Source organism: Paraburkholderia sp. J11-2 (assembly GCF_905220185.1).
In the GTDB taxonomy this organism is placed as follows: domain Bacteria; phylum Pseudomonadota; class Gammaproteobacteria; order Burkholderiales; family Burkholderiaceae; genus Paraburkholderia.
In genome coordinates this window covers 142,306-162,674 of sequence record NZ_CAJMYY010000015.1, presented here as the reverse complement: position 1 = coordinate 162,674, position 20,369 = coordinate 142,306, and the positions used below count along the sequence as shown (strand labels likewise).

Here is a 20,369-nt window from a genome sequence, read left to right as displayed (position 1 = left end):
ACGACTTCCGCGCGCCTATGTATCTCGGCATCGACCTCGGCACCTCCGAAGTGAAAGTCCTGCTGCTCGCGCCCGACGGCCGCGTGATCGGCACTGCCGGCACGCCCTTCGTCGTCTCGCGCCCGCACCCGCGCTGGTCCGAGCAGAATCCCGCCGACTGGTGGGACGGCACGCGCCGCGCGCTCGCTGCGCTGCGCGAGGCGCATCCGCACGAATTCGCGCAGGTGCGCGGCATCGGCCTTTCCGGACAGATGCACGGCGCCGTGCTGCTCGACGCGCACGACAGCGTATTGCGCCCCGCGATCCTCTGGAACGACATGCGCGCGGTGGACGAATGCGCCGAACTCACCGCGCGCGCGCCGCAGCTGCATCGCATCGCGGGCAATCTCGCCATGCCGGGCTTCACCGCGCCCAAGCTGCTGTGGGTCGCGCGCCACGAGCCGCAGATCTTTCGCGCAACGGCCTGCGTGCTGCTGCCAAAGGACTATCTGCGCCTGCAGCTCACGGGCGGCAAGGTCTCCGATCCATCGGACGCCGCCGGCACGCTCTGGCTCGACGTGGCCAAACGCGACTGGTCGGACGCGCTGCTCGACGCCTGCAACATGACGCGCGCTCAAATGCCCGCGCTCGCCGAAGGCAGCGCGCCCTCCGGCACGCTGCTGCCCGCACTCGCGCGTGAATTCGGCCTGCGCGAGGACGTGGTCGTCGCCGCGGGCGGCGGCGACAACGCGACGAGCGCCATCGGCATCGGCGCGACGCAGCCCGGCGACGGCTTCGTCTCGCTCGGCACCTCGGGCGTGCTGTGTGTGGTGGGCGACCGCTTCCGGCCCAACCCCGCTTCCGCCGTGCATGCGTTCTGCCACGCGATTCCGGACCGCTGGCACCAGATGAGCGTCGTGCTTTCGGCGGCGAGCTGCCTGCGCTGGGTCTGCAAGCTCACGGGCACGAACGAGCCCACGCTGCTCGCCGAAGTCGAACAGCTGGGCGCGCAAACGCTCGCCGAAGCCCCGCTCTTCCTGCCGTATCTCTCGGGCGAGCGCACGCCGCACAACGACCCGTATGCGCAGGGCGTGTTCTTCGGCATGACGCACGCGACCGACCGCGCGCTGCTCGGCTACGCCGTGCTCGAAGGCGTGACGCTCGCGCTCACCGACGGCCTCGACGCCCTCGCGGCCGCCGGCACCGAAGTGGGCGCGCTGTCGATGCTCGGCGGCGGCGCGCGCAGCGGCTACTGGGCGCAACTGGTTGCGGACGCATTCAACACGCCCACGCGCCAGCACGGCGGCGGCGAGACCGGCGCGGCGCTCGGCGCGGCGCGCCTTGGCTGGCTCGCGGCAGGCGGCGACGCACGCGAGGTGCTGACGAAGCCGCCCGTGGTGGCCGAGTACACGCCGAACGCCGCGCGCCACGCGGCGCTGCGCGAGCGGCTGACCGCCTACCGCGCGCTGTACCGCCACGTGCGCCCGCTTTTCGAGCCCTCGCGCGAACGCCTCGCGTAAGCCGCGCAATTTCGTGCAGTACACTTCGGCCCCGATCCCGCTCCGACCACCACCGTGCCCAAGTCCACCGAAAAACTCGATCTCGCGACCCGCGCCGCCTGGCTCTACTACGTGGCCGGCAACACCCAGAACGAAATCGCCGAGAAACTGCAGGTGTCGCGCCCCGTCGCGCAGCGCCTCGTCGCGTTCGCGGTCGAGAAGAACCTTATTCGCGTGCGCGTCGATCACCGTCTCGCCGATTGTCTCGCGCTCGCCGACGCGCTTTCGAAGCGCTACGGCCTTTCGGTCTGCGAAGTGGTGCCCGTGGACAACGACACGCCCGAGGAAATCGACCGCAAGCTCGCGGTCGCGGGCGCGCAAGTGATGGAGCGCTACCTCACCGAAGAGCGGCCGATGGTGGTGGCGGTGAGCAGCGGACGCACGCTCAAGGCGGCTGTCGATCAGATCGCGCAGCTGGAGCGGCCGCAGCATCGGCTGGTTTCGATGGTAGGCGCGATCGCCCAGGACGGCTCGTCGAACCGTTACGATGTCGCACTGCATATCTCCGAGAAAACGGGCGGCAAGCACTTCCTGCTGCCCGCGCCGCTCATCGCCGATAACGAGGCCGAGCGCGCACAGTGGTGCAATCACCGGCTCTATCGCATCGTCGAATCGCTTTCGGGCGAGGCCGATGTCGCGTTCGTGGGCATCGGCAACATCGGCGAGCATTGCCCGCTGCATGAGGACGGCTTCATCACCTCCGACGAAGTGCGTGAACTGATGGGCCAGGGCGCCGTGGCCGAAATGCTCGGCCTGCCGATCGACGCGGCCGGCAAACGCGTCGATTCGCCCACGGGCCGCCGCGTGACGAGCGTCTACCTCGATTCGCCGCCGCGCCGCCCGACCATCGGATTCGCAGGCGGCGCGCGCAAGCGCGAAGCCGTGATCGCGGCGCTCAACGGCGGCTGGCTCTCCGGGCTCGTCACCGACGAGCTGTGCGCGCGCGCAGCGATCGAACGCTAAACCCTGCGCAAGGCAAAAAAAGAAGCCCGCACGAAGCGGGCTAACAAAGGCAACCTCAGGTACCTCGCCACACCACCGCCTCACACTTCGAGGCGGTGCGTACAGCAAGCCAGTGAAATCACGCAGCCAGTTGCTGCGCGAAGCGACGCTCGAACGCCAGTCCGTCCGCATTGAAGAGATGGCAATGATCGGGCGTCGAGCCGACCTTGAACGCCTCGCCGCGCTCGTGCTGCTCCAGCGGCGGAATGCGCGCGATCAGGCCATCGGGCGCAACCGGGCATTCGGCGTAGAGATAGGCCGCGTCGCCAAGCGATTCGACCGTCATCGCCTTCGCGCTCACGCCTTCTCCGCCCGTCATGATGTGCAGATGCTCGGGACGGATGCCCACCGTCACCTTGTCGCCTTCGCGCGCCGTGCCGGGCTCCACGGCCACCTTCTGCGTATCGCCCGTCTCGTAGCGCACGACAATGCCGTCGCTCTCGACTCTCTGCACCGTGCCGTCGAGGAAGTTCATCTTCGGCGAGCCGATGAAACCCGCCACGAAGCGGTTCGCCGGCGCGTGATACAGACGGTTCGGACTGCCGACCTGTTCGACGTTGCCCGCGGAGAGCACGACGATCTTGTCGGCGAGCGTCATCGCTTCGACCTGATCGTGTGTCACGTAGATCATTGTGGTCTTCAGTTCATCGTGCAGACGCGCGAATTCGAGGCGCATCTTCACGCGCAGCGCGGCATCGAGGTTCGAGAGCGGCTCGTCGAACAGGAACACCTTGGGCTTGCGCGTGATCGCGCGCCCGATCGCCACGCGCTGGCGCTGGCCGCCCGAAAGCTGCTTGGGCTTGCGGTCGAGCAAGTGGTCGATATGCAGGATCTTCGCGGCGTTCTTCACGGCCGCGTCGATCTCGGGCTTCTTCGCGCCCGCGAGCTTCAGGCCAAACGCCATGTTGTCGTAGAGCGTCATGTGCGGATAGAGCGCGTACGACTGGAACACCATTGCAATGCCGCGCTTGGCCGGAGGCACGTCGTTCATGCGCGTGCCGTCGATCATCAGGTCGCCGCCGCTGATGTCCTCAAGCCCAGCGATCATGCGCATGAGCGTGGTCTTGCCGCAGCCGCTCGGGCCAACGAACACGACGAACTCACCGTCGCCGATGTCGAGGTTCACGTCGCGCAGGACTTCGTTGTCGTCGTAGCGCTTCAGTACGTCTCTGAGGATCACGCTTGCCATGATATGTCTCCGTTTCTGCCTGATTCAGTTCGAACGCGTATGCGCCCTGTTCATCCATTGCGCCACCCGCGCAGGCAGCGTCGTCATGTCGTCGAAAATTTCGATTGCACCCGCTTCGCGCAACTCGTGCGCGTGCGCGTCGCCGCCCACATGCGTGCCGCCCACGAAGCCGAGCACGGTCATGCCGGCCGCGCGCGCCGAGCTCACACCCGTCACGCTGTCCTCGACCACAAGGCACGCGGCGGGCGCGACGTCCATACCCTGCGCCGCCGCGAGGTAGACATCGGGCGCGGGCTTCGGTTTGGCGACGATATCCGCGCAGTACACGCGCGCGCCAAAGAAGCGTTCGAGTCCATTGCGCGCCAGCACTTCGCGCACCACCGCCGTGTAGCTGTTGCTCGCGCAGGCCTTGGTGAGCGTCACGGCTTCCAGCGCGGCGACGACGCCCGGGAAAAGCGGCGCCTCACGCGCTTGGGCTTCTGCGACCGCGCGGATCGCATCGACGTCCGCTGCGCTCAGACTGCGCCCGAGTGCCTCGCCCGCGCCGCCCAGCACGCGCTCGATGCGCTGGCCAAGCAGCGGCATCACGACCGGCGCCGCGTCCACACCGGGCCAGCGCGCTTCGAGTTCGCGCACCAGCACGCTGGCCGCCACGGCTTCGCTGTCGATCAGCACGCCGTCGCAGTCGCAGATGAGGGCTTGAATGGGCATCGCGTGGTCCATTTACTTGACTGCACCGAACGTAAGGCCGCGTACCAGCTGCTTCTGCGAAAGCCAGCCGACGATCAGCACCGGCGCGACCGCCAGCAGCGACGCCGCGGAAAGCTTCGCCCAGAAGAGCCCCTCAGGACTCGAATACGAAGCGATGAACACGGTAAGCGGCGCGGCGTTCGAGCTGGAGAGGTTGATGCTCCAGAATGCTTCGTTCCACGAAAGAATGATCAGCAGCAGTGCGGTGGAGGCGAGGCCCGGCACCGCCATCGGCATGAGCAGATAGACGATCTCCTGCCAGGTAGCCGCGCCGTCCATACGCCCCGCTTCGAGAATGTCGCGTGGAATCTCGTTGAAGTACGTGTACGCCATCCACACCGCGATAGGCAGGTTGATGAGCGTATAGACGATGATGAGCCCGCTCACCGTGTCGAGCAGCCCCGTGTTCTTCCACAGCAGATAGATCGGCACGAGCACGCCCACCGAAGGCATCATCTTCGTGGAGAGCATCCACAACAGGATCTTCTGCGTGCGCTGGTTCGGGAAGAACGCCATCGCGTAGGCCGCGGGCACGGCGAAGATCAGGCAGACGACCGTCACGCCCGCCGAGATCAGCACCGAATTCCAGGCGAACGCGAAGTAGTTGCTGCGCGCGAACACCTCGCGGAAGCTGTCGAGCGTCGGCAGGAAGAAGATCGTCGGAATATAGGCCTGCTGCTCGGTCTTGAATGCCGTGATCGTCATCCAGAAGATCGGGAAGAACAGCGCAATCGCGATCAGCCAGGCGAGCAGCCCCGGGACCACGCGACCAAGGAACTGCAGCGGCGACGAATGGTTGACCGCGTCGGGCGATCGAGCAGGCGTAGCAGTAATCTGGCTCATTTTTCGTACTCCCCTTTGAGGTTGCGCGCGAGCATGCGCACGAGGAAGAACGACACGATGTTCGCCAGCACGACAGCGAGAATGCCGCCAGCCGAAGCGATACCCACGTCGAACTGCTGCAGGCCCAACGAGTAGATCAGGTAGGTGAGGTTCGTGGTCGCGTTGCCGGGACCGCCGCCCGTGGTCGTGTAGATCTCGGCGAAGATCGAGAGCAGGAAGATGGATTCCATCATCACGACAACGGCAATCGCGCGCCGCAGGTGCGGCAGCGTGATGTAGAAGAACAAGGCGATGGGCCCCGCGCCGTCGATCTTCGCGGCTTCCTTCTGCTCCTGGTCGAGCGACTGGATCGCCGTGAAGAGAATGAGGAACGCGAACGGCAGCCATTGCCAGGCCACGATCATGATGACCGCGGTGAGCGGATACACAGCGAACCAGTCGATCGGCGTCATGCCCATCGAGCGCATCGCGATGGCCACGAGGCCATACACCGGATGCAAGATCATGTTCTTCCAGATCAGCGCGCTCACCGTGGGCATTACGAAGAACGGCGCGATGGCGAAGAGGCGCGCCACGCCCTGGCCCACGAACTTGCGGTCGAACAGCACTGCCATCAGCACGCCGCCGACCACGGTGATCACGAGCACCGCCACGATCAGCTCGATGGTGTGCACGATCGACGGCACGAACGAGGGGTCGGTAGCGAGGAACCGGTAGTTGTCGAAGCCCGCGAAACCCTTGAGGTCCGGATTCAGCAGGTTGTATCGCGTGAACGAATACCAGATCGTCATCGCGAGCGGGATCGTCATCCACAGCAGCAGCACCGCGACGGACGGCGACACGAGCCAGCGCGACGCCGTGCGGCGCGATTCGACCTGCTGCGGTTTCTGTGGCGTGCGCGCTCGATTGAATATAGGCATGGGGAGATGGAGATGACGCATGAGGACCACCCTTCTCGGTTGCGCGCCTGCTCAGGGTGCAGGCGCTGCATCGGCTTCGCGAGGGCGCGCGCCGCGCCGGGCGGCCCGGCGCGCGCTCGCGTGACTACGCTGGCTGCTCGAACATCGCAGCCTCATTTTTCGCCTTTACTTCTGATACCCGGCTTGCGCCACAGCGCGGTTGGCAGCGGCGTTACCCGCCGTGAGCGCCTGATCGACGCTCATCTGCCCTGCCACGGCGCCCGCAACGCTTTGGCCCACGACCGTACCGAACGACTGGAACTCAGGAATCCCAACGAACTGGATACCCGTGTACGGCACCGGCTTAGCGGTCGGATGGGTCGGATCGGCGGTCTGGATCGCCTTCAGCACGAAGTCGGAGAACGGCGCGGCCTTCTTGTACTCGGGATTCTGATACGTCGAAATCCGCGTACCCGACGGCACCGAAGCCCAGCCCTCGTCCTGCGCGACCATCTGGACATACTCTTTCGAGGTCGCCCATTCGATGAACTTCTTCGCGGCGTCCTGTGACTTCGACGACTTCGGCACGGCGAGCGCCCACGACCACAGCCAGTGCGCGCCATTGGGCGTGACTTCGGTCGGCGCGGCCGCGAAGCCGATCTTGTCGGCCACCTGCGACTGCTGCTTGTTGTAGAGAATGCCCGCGGCCACCGTGGCGTCGATCCACATCGCGCACTTGCCCGATGACATCAGCGTGAGGTTTTCGTTGAAGCCGTTCGAGCTCGCTCCCGGAGGGCCATCCTTCTTCAGCATGTCGACATAGAAGTTCACCGCCTTCTTCCACTCGGGCGACGTGAGCTGCGCTTGCCACTTCTCGTCGAACCAACGGCCGCCGAAGGTGTTCGCGACCGTCGTCACGTACGCCATGTTCTCGCCCCAGCCGGCCTTGCCGCGCAGGCAGATGCCGTACTGGCCGGCCGATTTGTCGGTCAGCTTGTCGGCGAAGTCGCGGATCTGGTCATAGGTCGGCTGCTCGGGCATCTTGAGGCCCTTCTTGTCGAACAGGTCCTTGCGGTAATACGTCATCGAGCTTTCGACGTAAAACGGCAGCGCATAGAGCGTGCCGTTGTACGAGAGACCGTCGCGCGCGGTCTTCACCACGTCGTCGAGATCGTAGCTCGCGGGCAGGTTCGTCATCGGCACGATCCAGCCGCGCTTGCCCCATTGCGGCGCCTCGTACGTGCCGATCATCATCACGTCGAACTGGCCGCTGTTGGTCGTGATGTCGGTGGTCGCGCGCTGGCGCAGCACGTTTTCTTCGAGGATCACCCAGTTCAGCTTGATGCCCGGATTGGCCTTTTCGAAGGCCGGCGAGAGCTTCTTCAGCTCGATCATGTCCGGATTGTTCAACATGGCGATCGTAACGGTTTGCGCGTGGGCGGCGCTGGCTGCGGCGACGAGTGCACCCGCACTCACCGCGCGACTTATGCACTTCGCGGCGGTCTTCATTGCTGGCTTCATGACGTTGTCTCCTTGTTCGTTGCGTTATGTCTTGCTGCAGCCGTGCTGCTGTCGTGATGCGTTGTGCAAGGGTTGCGGGCGAGAGTTGCGGGAAATATCAGCTCATCCAGTTGCCGCCGTCGACGTTCAGGGTCTGCGCGGTGATGTAATCGGCGTCGGCGGAAGCGAGAAAGAGCGCGGCTCCTGTGAGATCCTCGGGCAGGCCCATGCGCCCGAGCGGCACGGCCTCACCCACCAGTCGCTTCTTCTCGCCGAGCGGGCGATGCTCGTAACGCGCAAAGAGCGCGTCGACCTGCTCCCACATCGGCGTGTCGACCACGCCCGGTGCGATGCCGTTCACGTTGATGCGATGCGGCGCCAGCGCGAGCGCCGCCGACTGCGTGTAGCTCAGCACGGCGGCCTTGGTTGCGCAGTAGTGCGAAACGAGTGCCTCGCCGCGGCGGCCCGCCTGCGAAGACATGTTGATGATCTTGCCGCCCTGCCCCTGCTCGACCATATGGCGCGCCACGGCCTGCATGAGGAAGAACATGCCCTTCACGTTCACCGCGAAGAGGCGGTCATACACGTCCCAGGATTCGTCGAGGAGCGGGCGCATGTCGAAGAGCGCCGCGTTATTGAAGAGCACGTCGATGCGGCCAAAGCGCTCGACCGCACTGAGCACGATGCGCTCGATGTCCTCGCGGCGGGTCACGTCTGCGGAGATCGCGAGCACACGTTCGGGGTACGCGGAGGCGAGCGTTGGCGCGACGGCATCGGCCGGCTTCACGTCGACGAGCACGCAGCGCGCGCCTTCGTCCAGATAGCGCTGCGCGACCGCCTCGCCAATACCGCTCGCCGCGCCGGTCAGCACGGCTACCTTGTCCTGCAAACGTCCTGCCGCTCGCGTCGCGGTGTGTGCCACAGGTTGTCTCCAATTTTCGTCCGTGTGGGGCGCGCCCGGCTGGTGCTCCGGGGAGCATCTGAGCGATCGCCCGACATGTGAGCATTTGCTCTGTCGTTGATCGAATGATCGGATACGAGTCGGAGACTGTCAAGGCGAACCAACGCGATTGGACGAGATTTCGATGGTGCGGCGCGCAAGCCTTGGCTGGCTGCGGCCCGCGGATCCGGCCCCCTGACCGGATGGCGAGCTGACTCGCCAATCGAAGTGATACGTTATATCATCTCGCCTTCGCGACACCGACGCGTCCGCTTTCAGGCTCCCTTATCAACAAGGATAGAACCATGATCACGTTCACCCACGCGAACTGCCGGCCCCGCGCGGCTACGGCCGGCGCGCGCCGGGGCTTCGCGCTCGCGCGTTTCGCGGCCAGGCTCGCTCTCGCGCTGGGGACGGCGTTCGGCGGCGCGACTGCAGCCATGGCGGCGCAGGCGGCCAGTGCCGCCCTTCCCGTCGTTGCAGCGGAAAACTTCTACGGCGACGTCGTCAAGCAGATCGGCGGCAATTACGTGGACGTGACGAGCATCCTGAGCAACCCCGACCAGGACCCGCATCTCTTCGAAGCGAGCCCGAAGACCGCCCGCGCGCTCCAGAACGCGCGCGTGGTCGTCTATAACGGCGCGGACTACGACCCGTGGATGACCAAGCTGCTCGGCGCCACGGGCGGCGGGAAAAGCACAAACAGCCGCACGACGATCATTGCGGCGGACCTCGTCGGCAAGAAAGCGGGCGACAATCCGCACCTCTGGTATGACCCGAAGACCATGCCTGCCGTGGCGCGCGCCGTGAGCGCCGCGCTCGGCGCCGCGGACCCCGCGCACAAGAGCGTGTACGATGCCAACCTGGCAACGTTCCTCGCCTCGCTGCAACCGGTCGACGCCAAGGTCGCGGCGCTGCGCGCGCGCTACCAGGGGCAGCCCGTCACGGCCACGGAGCCGGTGTTCGGCTATATGTCGGATGCGGTCGGCCTCGACATGCGCAACCTGCGCTTCCAGCTCGCGACGATGAACGACACCGAGGCAAGCGCGTCGGACATCGCGGCATTCGAGCGCGACCTGCGCGAGCGCCGCGTGCGTGTGCTGATCTACAACAGCCAGGCGACCGAGGCCCTCACGCGGCGCATGCTGGCGCTGGCGAAGCAGTCCAACGTGCCGTCCGTGAGCGTGACCGAGACACAGCCGGCCGGCGTGAGCTTCCAGCAATGGATGCTCGTGCAGCTCGACTCGCTCGACAAGGCGCTTGCAGCGGGAACAGCAGGGCAACACTAACCGTATTCAGCAAGGACAGATGTCATGACCGGGGCCGGCCCTTCGCCCACCGATATCGCTTCACAACACCATGCGCATCGCGCGCCCACGCCTGTGCTCACGCTCGCGGGCGTGACGCTCTCGCTCGGCGAGCGCACGATCCTGCGCGATGCGAACTTTGCAGTGAACCAGGGCGAATTCATCGGCGTGCTCGGGCCGAACGGCGCGGGCAAGACCACGCTCATGCGCGCCATCCTCGGCCTCGTGCCGGCCTCGCACGGCGCGATTCGCGTGCTGGGCGAGCCGGTCGCGCGCGGCAACGCGAAGATCGGCTACATGCCGCAAACGCGCACGGCGCTCGCAAGCCGCCGCGTGCGCGGCCGCGACTTCGTGGCGATGGCCGCCGACGGCCACCGCTGGGGCCTGCCGCGCGCCGACGCCGCCACGCGCGCCGACGTCGCGCGCGTGCTCGATCTCGTGGGTGCGAGTGCGCTTGCGGATCGCCCGCTTTCGGAGCTCTCGGGCGGCGAGCGCCAGCGCCTGCTGCTCGCGCAATGCCTGCTCGGCGACCCGAAGCTGCTGCTGCTCGACGAGCCGCTCATCAGCCTCGACCCGAATCATCAGCGCGGCGTGGTCGAACTCGTGCGCCGCGTGCAGCGCGAGCTTGGCATTGCGGTGCTGTTCTCCGCGCACGAACTCAATCCGTTGCTCAACGCGCTCGATCGCGTGCTCTATCTCGGCAACGGCGTGGCCGCGCTCGGCAGCGTGGACGAAGTCATCACCGCGCCCGTGCTCTCGCGCCTTTACGGCTCGCCTATCGAAGTGATGCGCATGAAGGGCCGCATCTTCGTGATGTCGGGCGACGTGGAAGTCGAAAAGCACGACCACGAACATGAGCACGACCATGGCCATGACCACGGCGGCCACGGCCACGGCCACGGCCACGGCCACGCGCACGGCCATGGTCACGGCGACAACAACGACAACACACACGGCCACACGCACGATGCTTGAATACGATTTCATGGTGAACGCCTTCGCGGCGTCGGGCATCGTGGCGGTGCTCGCGGGCGTGGTGGGCTATTTCCTCGTGATGCGCGGCCAGACCTTCGCAGGCCACGCGCTTTCGCACGTGGGCTTCACGGGTGCCACGGGCGCCGTACTGCTGGGCGTTTCGCCGATGTGGGGCATGGTGGGCTTCACGCTCGCCGCGGGCGTTTCGATGGGGGCGCTCGGCGAAAAGCTCGCGGGCCGCGACGTGGCGATCGGCGTGATTCTTTCGCTCGCACTCGGTTTCGGCCTGCTGTTTCTGCACTTCTTCACGTCGTATGCCACGCAGGTCACGGCGCTCCTGTTCGGCAACGTGCTGGGCGTGAACCGCGAAACGCTCGGCGTGCTTGCCGCCCTCGCCGTGGCGAGCCTGGCGGCACTGGCCGCCATCATGCGGCCACTGCTGTTCGCCTCGCTGCAGCCCGAACTCGCCGAAGCAAAGGGCGTGTCGCTGCGCGCGGTTTCGATGCTGTTCCTCGCCATCGCCGCGCTCGCGGTGGCCGCGTGCACGCAGATCGTCGGCGTGCTGCTCGTCTTTACGCTGATGGTCGGTCCGGCCGCCGCCGCGCAGAATCTCACCACGCGCCTTTCCACCGGACTCGTTCTGGCTGCGCTGCTCGCGCTCGTGCAAGCGTGGCTCGGCGTCACGCTCGCGTTTTATACCGACTGGCCCACCAGCTTCTGGATCACCGCGCTCGCCGCGCTCGTCTACGGCGCGAGTCTGATCGGGCGTCGCTAGGACGTTACGCGCGTAATTGAAAAGGCGTTGCCCCTCGTGGTGGCAACGCCTTTTTGCTTTTGCGCCTCATCACGATGCCGGTGGGAACCACGTTCGAACGCGGCCATATAGATCGATGAAGCGCGCATAGCGCTGCGCGAGCGCGGCGTCCTCACGCGGCGACGCCACCTGCGTCGCCGCCGGCGCAAGCGCCGCGAGGTCGCTCATGCGCCAGTGCCCGCAGGCGAGGCCGCCCAGCATCGCGGCGCCGCGCGCCGCGGCGTTCGGGCAGTCGATCGCGTAGAGGTCCGCGTCGAGCGTGTCGGCGAGCAACTGCCGCCAGCGCGCGTCCACGGAGCCGCCGCCCGCGAGTTTGAGCGCCGGCACACTGCGTTCGTTGGCAACGGTGTCCGCATCGTCGCGCGTGCTGCGCACGGCGTCTAGCCCCGCGCGCAATGCGAATGCCACACCCTCGAACGCCGCGCGCATGAGCGTGCCGCGCGAGTCGCCAAGGGCAGCGCCGAGCCAGCCGCCGCGCGCCGTGGGGTCGAGCCACGGTGAGCGCTCCCCGCTCAAATAAGGCAGGAATGCCAGCGTCTCCGAAGGCAGCACGGCGAACGCGTCCGCGTAGGCCGAAGCCCAGTCGTAGGCCAGCCAGCCGCGCGCCGCTTCGAGCGCCACGCCCACGTTCTGCATCGCGGCCATGGTGTACCAGCCGCCCGTGGCCGAGCGGTAGCGATGCAGCCCGCGCCGCGCGGGCGGCTCGCTGCGCGCGGTCACGACGATCTGGCCGCCGGTGCCCGTGGTGAGGAGCGCGTCGCCTTCGTCGGCCAGACCGCTGCCGAACGCGGCGCACGGCGTGTCGCCCGCGCCCGTCGCGAGCACGACGCCCGCGGGCAGTCCGAGCGCATGCGCGGCGGCCGCGCTCAGCGCGCCGCTCGCTTCATGCGATGCGGCCAACGGTGCGAACCACCGCGCCGGCAATCCCAGCCGCTCGATCAGCGCGAAATCCCACGCACCGTCGGGTGCGGCGAGCGCCGTCGCGCATGCGTCCGAGGGATCGGCGTTGAGCGCGCCACCGAGCGCCACGCGCAGCCAGTCTTTCGGCTGCAGCGCCCAGCGTGCGGCTTGTGCGACTTGCGGCTCGTGCTGCAGAACCCAGCGCAGCAGCGGCCCCGCCATGCCGGGCGCAACGGGGTTGGGCTGCGGATGCTCGGCTTCGTCCGGCCATGCATCGAGCAGCGCATGTGCGCGCGTGTCGGGCCAGAGCATTGCGGGGCGCAGCGCGCGGCCCGCTTCATCGGTGAGTACGACGCCGTGCATTTGCCCGGAAAACCCGATGGCTCGCACCGCCGCGCGCTCGCTTTCGGGCAGTCGCGCGCAGGCCGTGACGAGCGCGTCCCACCAGCGATCCACGGCGATCTCGGCCCAGCCGGGTTGCGGCGTATCGAGCGCGTAGGCCACGCTCGCGGCGGCGCGCTCGACGCCATCGCCATCGATGATGCCTAGCTTGAGTGAACCGGTGCCGAGGTCGATGCCGAGAAAACGCGTTTGCGATGGGCTCATGGGAAACGGTGCGCGAGATTGTGCGGGAAAGGAAAAGCCATCATACCGGCGCGATGCGCGGCGAGATGCACGGTGCGAAACGTGCGTTAAGCAGGACTTTCAAACGTGCCTCGAACCCGCGCGCAACACCGCCGATTTCGACGCGAAAAACGCCCATTCGCGGGTTAACCCGGTGGGTGCGCGTGCGATGCAAAATGGCTCACATCCGGCATTCGGAATAGAGATCATAACGGCGCGGCCATATGTGACATGACCCGCGCGGCATGGCCGGTCTGCCCTCGATACTGCGGTACACGTTCGTTAGGTCCGCCGTGCCGCCACGCCCGCGCCGCGTCTCCCATCGCGCGAGAGCGCTCAACCGCCGCAAACAGGGGCGTTCCCGCCTTGCGCCGTCACGCGCGCGGTCCAAAACGTGGCCCGGTGAAGCCGTCACGAAACCGCCTCACACGCCCCGCGCACGCTGATCCCACCCTTATGTCGCCTGTCCATCTCGACGGGTGCATATCGTGCCCGGAAAGCACGGAATAGTCCCCAGCGGTCTTGTTGCATATTTTCTTACCGCATACCTTGGAGGCCATATCCCTAAACGAAGAGACGGAGACAGACGACATGCAAGCCAAGGGCATTGAGGACCAGGCCGCCAAGCGATCTGGCCAGAAGCAGGTGCACCCCTGCGACGAGCGCCTGCCGTTCAGCCAGTTGCTGACACTCGGCATCCAGCACGTGCTCGTGATGTACGCAGGCGCGGTCGCCGTGCCGCTCATCGTCGGCGGCGCGATCGGGTTGCCGAAGGATCAGGTCGCCTTCCTCATCAGCGCCGACCTGTTCGCCTGCGGCATCGCCACGCTGATCCAGACGCTCGGCCTGTGGATCTTCGGCATTCGCCTGCCCGTGATCATGGGCTGCACGTTCGCCTCGGTCGGCCCGATGATCGCCATCGGCACCAATCCGTCGCTCGGTCTGCTCGACATCTTCGGCTCGACCATCGCGGCGGGTGCGATCGGCATCGTGATCGCACCGATGATCGGCAAGCTGCTGCGCTTCTTCCCGCCCGTGGTGGTGGGCACCGTGATCGCGGTGATCGGCCTCTCGCTCATGGAAGTGGGCATCAACTGGGCCGCCGGCGGCGTGGGCAATCCCGATTACGGCAACCCCATCTACCTCGGCCTCTCGCTGCTCGTGCTGATGCTGATCCTGCTCATCAACAAGTTCGGGCGCGGCTTCGTCGCCAATATCTCGGTGCTGCTCGGCATTGTCGCGGGCTTTGCCATCGCGCTTGCGCTTGGCCGCGTGAATCTGGAAGGCATGGCGAGCGCGCCGTGGGTCGGCATCGTCATGCCGTTCCACTTCGGCATGCCGAAGTTCCACATCCTGCCGATCGCGACGATGGTGATCGTGATGTTCGTGACCTTCATCGAATCGACGGGCATGTTTCTCGCCGTGGGCGACATGGTCGAGCGCCCCGTCGATCAGGCCACGCTCGTGCGCGGTCTGCGCGTGGACGGCCTCGGCACGATGATCGGCGGCATTTTCAACTCGTTCCCGCACACGTCGTTCTCGCAGAACGTCGGCCTCATCGGCGTGACGGGCGTGAAGAGCCGCTATGTGTGCGCGATGGGCGGCGTGATTCTCGTGCTGCTCGGCCTCTTTCCGAAGATGGCGCAAATGGTCGCCTCGGTGCCCGCCTTCGTGCTGGGCGGCGCGGGCATCGTGATGTTCGGCATGGTGGCGGCGAACGGCATCAAGGTGCTCTCGCGGGTGGACTTCGTGAAGAACCAGCACAACCTCTTCATCGTCGCCGTGAGCGTGGGCTTCGGTCTCGTGCCGGTGGTGTCGCCGCACTTTTTCTCCAAGCTGCCGCCCGCGTTTTCGCCGCTGCTCCATAGCGGCATCCTGCTCGCCTCGGTTTCGGCGGTCGTGCTGAACCTGATCTTCAATGGCGCAAAGAGCGAGAAGGCCGCCGAGCGCGCCATCCGCCGCGCCGGCCACGATCTCGAACGCCATCCCGACGCTGAACAAGCTCCGGACGCGGGCCACGAAATGCCGCGCTCGGCCGCGCATTGAGCTGATCGAATCGAATTGAACGTATTGAGTTGACGCGAGAGGTACCCCGCTCGCAGGTGTTCACCTACACACACATGCGGGAGGGGTCTTTTGCTGGTTCGGCGCCATGGGAAACCGTGGCGCCTTTTTTTCTTTCTAACGCGCACAAAAAAAACGCCACGGTCTCCCGTGGCGTTCTTGCTTCCTGCTGCGTAAGCGGTGATGCCGCTTACCCCGCCGTCGCAGCCGAAGCCGCCACCGGCGCGCTGGCCGCGCCGTAGTCGACCGGCGCATCGGGCTCACGCGGCGTCTCGCCCGCGTGCTCGATCCAGCCGCCACCCAACGCGCGATACAGATCGACGAGGTTGGTCAGCCGCGCGAGGCGCGCCGTGACGAGCGACTGCTGCGCGGTGTAGAGGCTCGTCTGCGCGGCGAGCACCGGCAGATAGCTGTCCACGCCGTTCCTGTAGCGCAGTTCCGAAAGATCGAGCGAGCGCTGGTTCGCGAAGGTGCTGCGCTCGAGCGCCGCGATCTGCTCGTCGTACGTGCCGCGCGCAGCCAGACCGTCAGCCACTTCGCGGAACGCCGACTGGATCGACTTCTCGTAGCTGGCGATCTCGATGCGCTTCTCGACATTCGCGAGTTGCAGATTCGCGATGTTCGAGCCGCCTTCGAAGATCGGCAGCGTGACCTGCGGCACGAAACTCCACGCCGCCGTGCCCGCCTTGAAGAGCCCGCCGAGCGACAGGCTTTCGGTGCCGAATGCCGCCGTGAGCGAGATCTTCGGGAAGAACGCCGCACGCGCCGCGCCAATGTTGGCGTTTGCTGCGAGCAGCGTTTCCTCGGCCTGCATGATGTCCGGACGCCGCGTGAGCAGGTCCGACGGCAGTCCTGCCGGAATGTCGTTGAGCAGGGCCTGGCCGTCGAGCGGCAGGCCTTGCGGCAGATCCGCCGGCAGCGGCTCGCCAATCAGCAGCACGAGCGCGTTCTCGGCCTGGGCACGAGCCCGCAGTTGCGCCTGCATGTTGGCCTGCGCGTTCTCGACCACCGTTTGCGCCTGACGCAAATCCAGCTCGGTGCCCGTGCCCGTATCGAACTGCGCCTTCGCGATGTTGTACGAGTCCTGCGCCGTCTTGAGCGTTTCCTGCGTGACCTTCAGCAGGTCGTCGTCGGAGAGCATGGTCAGGTACTGGTCCGCGACTTCCGAAACCAGCGTGATCTCGGCTGCCTTGCGCGCATACGCCGTCGAGAGGTACTGCGCCAACGCCTGGTCCTTCAGGCTGCGGATGCGCCCCCAGAAGTCGATTTCCCACGACGCCTGCACACCCACGTTGTAGACGCTGTACGGGTTGTTCGCCGTGGTCTGCAGATCACGCGGCACACGTGTACGCGTGTCCGTCGCCGTACCGTTGATCGCGGGGAACAGTTCGGCGCGCGCGATCTGATACTGCGCGCGCGACGCCTCGACGTTGAGCACCGAGACGCGCAGGTCGCGGTTGTTCTTCAGCGCGATCGCGACGAGCTGCTGCAGTCGCGCATCGACGAAGAACTCGCGCCAGCCGATGTCGGTTGCTGCAGCGCCCTTCGCGCTCGGGGCGGCCTGACCGTTCGCGCCCGCGGCGACCGGCTGCGTCGCGTAGACTCCGCCCTGCGGGAAGCTTTGCGACACCGGCGCTTCGGGCCGGTTGTAGTGCGGCTCCATCGTGCAACCTGCCAGGAGCGCAGCGGCCAACGCTGCGGCGCCCGCTGCAATTACGGATAGTTTATGCATCTCAATGTCCTTCCTTGCCCGGGCCGTCGCCGTTGCTGCCGCCAGTGCCACCTGCGCCACCTGCGCTGCCGCCCGTGCCGCCCTGACCGCCGGCGTTGCCGCCGTTGTCGTTGTCATGGTCGTGCGCGTGGTGCTCTTCGTAGTGCTGGAGCGCGACGTCCGCGTCTTCCTTCTCGCCCGCGAACTTCGCACGAATCACGACGAAGAACATCGGGATCATGAAGATCGCGAGGAACGTGGCCGTGAGCATGCCGCCGATCACGCCCGTGCCGATCGCGTGCTGCGAAGCCGAACCCGCGCCGTTACTGATCGCGAGCGGCAGCACGCCGAGAATGAACGCCAACGACGTCATCAGAATCGGCCGCAGACGCAGTCGCGAAGCTTCGAGCGCTGCCTCGACCGGTCCCATCTTCCCTTCGGCCTGCAGGTCTCGCGCGAACTCCACGATCAGAATCGCGTTCTTCGCCGAAAGACCCACAGTGGTCAACAGACCCACCTGGAAGAACACGTCGTTCTCGAGGCCGCGCAAGGTCACCGCCAGCAGCGCGCCGAGCACGCCGAGCGGCACCACCATGATGACCGCGAACGGAATCGACCAGCTTTCATACAGCGCCGCGAGACACAGGAACACGACGAGGATCGAGATGCCGTACAGAATCGGCGCCTGCGAACCCGACTGGCGTTCCTGATACGACAGACCCGTCCATTCGTAGCCGATACCCGCGGGCAGCTTCGCCGCGATCTGCTCCATGGCCGTCATGGCCTGGCCGGTCGACTTGCCCTGCCCCGCCTGACCCTGGATTTCCACGGCCGAGATACCGTTGTAGCGCTCGAGCTTCGGCGAACCGAAGGTCCAGCGGCCGCTCGCGACCGAGCCCAGCGGCGCCATCCCGCCCGCACTGTTGCGCACGTACCAGTTGTTCAAATCTTCCGGCGTCATGCGGAACGGTGCATCGGCCATCACGTACACCTTCTTGATACGGCCGTCCGTATCGAGGAAGTTGTTCACGTAGGACGACGCCCACGCGATCGAGAAGGTCTGGTCGACTGCAGCCGCCGTCACACCAAGCGCCTCGGCCTTTTCACGGTCGATGTCGATCGTGAACTGCGGTGTGTCGTTCAGGCCGTTCGGGCGCACGAGTGCGAGCGTCGGATCCTTCGCCGCCATGCCGAGCAGCATGTTGCGCGCTTCCATCAGCTTCTCGTGACCGAGACCCGCGCGATCCTGCAGTTCGAAGTCGAAGCCCGACGCGGTGCCGAGTTCAGGAATCGAAGGCGGATTCACCGGGAACACCGTCGCGTCCTTGTAGCCCGCGTAGTGCATGAACATGCGCCGCACCAGCGCCTGGACCTTCTGGTCCGCGTGCTGACGCTGCTTGTAGTCCTTCAAGCGCACGAACACGAGACCCGAGTTCTGGCCACGGCCCGCGAAGCTGAAGCCGTTCACCGTGAACACCGACTCGACGATGCTGCCTTCGTCCTTGAGCAGCCAGTTCTGGATGTTGGCGAGCGTGCGCGCCGTCGTTTCCTGGGTCGAGCCCACCGGCGTCTGCACGATCACGAACATCGTGCCCTGGTCTTCATCGGGCAGGAACGACTTCGGCAGGCGCACGAACAGCATGCCAACCGCGACGATCACCGCGAGATAGATGATGAGCCAGCGGCCCGAGCGCTTGATCACGTGGTGAACGCCCGAGTGATACTTGTCGCGGCTCGTCTCGAACGTGCGGTTGAACCAGCCGAAGAAGCCCTTCTTCTCTTCGTGATGGCCCTTCGGGATCGGCTTGAGGATGGTCGCGCACAGCGCCGGCGTCAGAATCAGCGCGACGAGCACGGACAGCACCATGGCCGCCACGATCGTGAGCGAGAACTGCCGGTAGATGGCGCCGACCGAGCCGCCCGAGAACGCCACCGGCACGAACACCGCGGAGAGCACGAGCGCCACGCCCACCAGCGCGCCGGTGATCTGGCCCATGGCCTTGCGGGTGGCCTCCTTTGGACCCAAGCCCTCTTCCACCATCACCCGCTCGACGTTCTCCACGACCACGATCGCGTCGTCCACCAGCAGGCCGATGGCGAGCACGAGACCGAACATCGACAGCGTGTTGATGGAGAAGCCCACCGCCGCCATGATCGCGAACGTACCCAGCAGCACCACCGGCACCGCGATCGTCGGAATGAGCGTCGCGCGCAGGTTCTGCAGGAACAGGTACATCACGAGGAACACCAGCACGATGCCTTCCAGCAGCGTCTTGATCACTTCCTCGATCGACAGGCGCACGAACGGCGTCGTGTCGTACGGGTACTTCACGACGAGACCGTGCGGGAAGTACTTCGAGAGGTCGTCGATCTTCTGGCGCACGAGCTTCGCGGTCTGCAGCGCGTTGGCGCCCGTCGCGAGCTGAATACCCAGACCGGCCGTCGGCGAACCGTTGTACTTCGTGTCGAAGTTGTAGTTTTCGCCGCCGAGACCAATACGCGCCACGTCCTTCAGGCGCACCTGCGAGCCGTCCTGATTCACCTTCAGCAGGATGTTGCCGAACTGCTCAGGCGTTTGCAGCAGCGTCGATTCGGTGATGGTCGCCTGGAACGACTGCCCCGCCACCGCCGGCGTGCCGCCCAGCTGACCGCCCGCGATCTGCACGTTCTGCGCCGTAATCGCGGCTGTGACGTCGCTTGGCGTGAGCTGGAAGTTCGTTAGCTTGTGTGGATCGAGCCATACGCGCATCGCGTACTGCGAGCCGAACAGCGTGACCGTACCCACGCCGTCGATACGGCTGATCGGGTCCTTCACGTTCGACGCCACGTAGTTCGCGAGGTCGTACTTGGTCATGCTGCCGTCTTCGGACACGAACGCGAGCACGAGCAGGAAGCTACTGCTCGACTTCGTCACGCTGATACCGAGCTGCTGCACCACCTGCGGCAGAATCGGCGTGGCGAGTTGCAGCTTGTTCTGCACCTGCACCTGCGCGATGTCCGGATTGGTGCCCGCGGCGAAGGTCAGCGTGATGGTGGCCGTGCCCGAGTCATCGGAAGTCGACGAGATGTACAGCAGGTGGTCGAGACCGCTCATCTGCTGCTCGATCACCTGCGTGACCGTGTTTTCCACCGTCTTGGCCGACGCACCCGGATAGTTCGCACTGATCTGGATGGAAGGCGGCGCGATGGTCGGATACTGCGCGACCGGCAGCGTGAACACCGAGGCCACGCCCGCCAGCATCAGGATGATGGCGATCACCCATGCAAAAATTGGGCGATCAATAAAGAACTTTGCCATGAAGCAGGCTCCCGG

At 66.0% G+C, this 20,369-nt stretch carries 15 protein-coding genes; 6 read left to right on the top strand and 9 right to left on the bottom strand.

Going from position 1 to position 20,369, the window contains the following annotated elements:
- The first annotated feature begins 17 nt into the window (after positions 1–17).
- Both xylB and U5A57_RS21995 read left to right on the top strand, forming a co-directional pair.
- Positions 18–1,499 carry a xylulokinase gene (xylB, locus tag U5A57_RS22000; RefSeq protein WP_321913771.1) on the top strand — a complete coding sequence of 494 codons (1,482 nt, stop codon included), beginning with the start codon at positions 18–20 and terminating at the stop codon, positions 1,497–1,499.
- A 54-nt stretch (positions 1,500–1,553) separates the two neighbouring features.
- A complete protein-coding gene (locus U5A57_RS21995) occupies positions 1,554–2,501 on the top strand; it encodes a sugar-binding transcriptional regulator (RefSeq protein ID WP_158758530.1) in 948 nt (315 codons plus the stop codon).
- A 118-nt stretch (positions 2,502–2,619) separates the two neighbouring features.
- On the opposite strand, the gene U5A57_RS21990 is transcribed toward U5A57_RS21995, so the two are convergent.
- From U5A57_RS21990 to U5A57_RS21965, 6 genes are all read right to left on the bottom strand, one after another.
- Positions 2,620–3,729 (bottom strand): sn-glycerol-3-phosphate ABC transporter ATP-binding protein UgpC, encoded by a 1,110-nt coding sequence (locus U5A57_RS21990; protein ID WP_321913770.1) that lies wholly within the window; start codon positions 3,727–3,729, stop codon positions 2,620–2,622.
- A gap of 24 nt (positions 3,730–3,753) precedes the next feature.
- The gene (locus tag U5A57_RS21985) at positions 3,754–4,440 is read right to left on the bottom strand and encodes an HAD family phosphatase (RefSeq protein ID WP_321913769.1); all 687 of its coding nucleotides are present in this window, start codon (positions 4,438–4,440) and stop codon (positions 3,754–3,756) included.
- A gap of 12 nt (positions 4,441–4,452) precedes the next feature.
- Positions 4,453–5,322 (bottom strand): carbohydrate ABC transporter permease, encoded by an 870-nt coding sequence (locus tag U5A57_RS21980; protein ID WP_415765294.1) that lies wholly within the window; start codon positions 5,320–5,322, stop codon positions 4,453–4,455.
- Positions 5,319–6,263 (bottom strand): carbohydrate ABC transporter permease, encoded by a 945-nt coding sequence (locus tag U5A57_RS21975; protein ID WP_415765296.1) that lies wholly within the window; start codon positions 6,261–6,263, stop codon positions 5,319–5,321. Before U5A57_RS21975 ends, U5A57_RS21980 begins: the two co-directional genes overlap by 4 nt.
- Before the next feature lie 144 nt (positions 6,264–6,407).
- Complete coding sequence (locus U5A57_RS21970) at positions 6,408–7,742, bottom strand: sugar ABC transporter substrate-binding protein (RefSeq protein ID WP_321913768.1); 1,335 nt, start codon at positions 7,740–7,742, stop codon at positions 6,408–6,410.
- Positions 7,743–7,839: 97 nt separating this feature from the next.
- Positions 7,840–8,643: an L-iditol 2-dehydrogenase gene (locus U5A57_RS21965; RefSeq protein ID WP_321913767.1), complete on the bottom strand. Its 804-nt coding sequence runs from the start codon at positions 8,641–8,643 to the stop codon at positions 7,840–7,842.
- A 323-nt stretch (positions 8,644–8,966) separates the two neighbouring features.
- Here U5A57_RS21965 and U5A57_RS21960 point away from each other — a divergent pair, with 323 nt between their 5' ends.
- Genes U5A57_RS21960 through U5A57_RS21950 form a run of 3 tightly spaced genes read left to right on the top strand, consistent with a single transcriptional unit; the run spans position 8,967 to position 11,718 of the window.
- Positions 8,967–9,950: a metal ABC transporter solute-binding protein gene (locus U5A57_RS21960; RefSeq protein WP_321913766.1), complete on the top strand. Its 984-nt coding sequence runs from the start codon at positions 8,967–8,969 to the stop codon at positions 9,948–9,950.
- A gap of 24 nt (positions 9,951–9,974) precedes the next feature.
- The gene (locus U5A57_RS21955) at positions 9,975–10,943 is read left to right on the top strand and encodes an ABC transporter ATP-binding protein (RefSeq protein ID WP_321913765.1); all 969 of its coding nucleotides are present in this window, start codon (positions 9,975–9,977) and stop codon (positions 10,941–10,943) included.
- On the top strand, positions 10,936–11,718 hold the full coding sequence (locus tag U5A57_RS21950; RefSeq protein ID WP_028205927.1) for a metal ABC transporter permease: 783 nt from the start codon (positions 10,936–10,938) through the stop codon (positions 11,716–11,718). Before U5A57_RS21955 ends, U5A57_RS21950 begins: the two co-directional genes overlap by 8 nt.
- A gap of 69 nt (positions 11,719–11,787) precedes the next feature.
- Here the strand turns inward: U5A57_RS21950 and U5A57_RS21945 are convergent, their stop codons facing one another.
- Positions 11,788–13,263: a xylulokinase gene (locus U5A57_RS21945; protein WP_321913764.1), complete on the bottom strand. Its 1,476-nt coding sequence runs from the start codon at positions 13,261–13,263 to the stop codon at positions 11,788–11,790.
- Positions 13,264–13,872: 609 nt separating this feature from the next.
- On the opposite strand from U5A57_RS21945, the gene U5A57_RS21940 reads away from it, so the two are divergent.
- Complete coding sequence (locus U5A57_RS21940; protein WP_321913763.1) at positions 13,873–15,327, top strand: nucleobase:cation symporter-2 family protein; 1,455 nt, start codon at positions 13,873–13,875, stop codon at positions 15,325–15,327.
- Positions 15,328–15,535: 208 nt separating this feature from the next.
- On the opposite strand, the gene U5A57_RS21935 is transcribed toward U5A57_RS21940, so the two are convergent.
- Positions 15,536–17,077: an efflux transporter outer membrane subunit gene (locus U5A57_RS21935; RefSeq protein WP_321913762.1), complete on the bottom strand. Its 1,542-nt coding sequence runs from the start codon at positions 17,075–17,077 to the stop codon at positions 15,536–15,538.
- Between the two features lies 1 nt (position 17,078).
- Complete coding sequence (locus tag U5A57_RS21930; RefSeq protein ID WP_321913761.1) at positions 17,079–20,354, bottom strand: efflux RND transporter permease subunit; 3,276 nt, start codon at positions 20,352–20,354, stop codon at positions 17,079–17,081.
- Between the last annotated feature and the right edge of the window lie 15 nt (positions 20,355–20,369).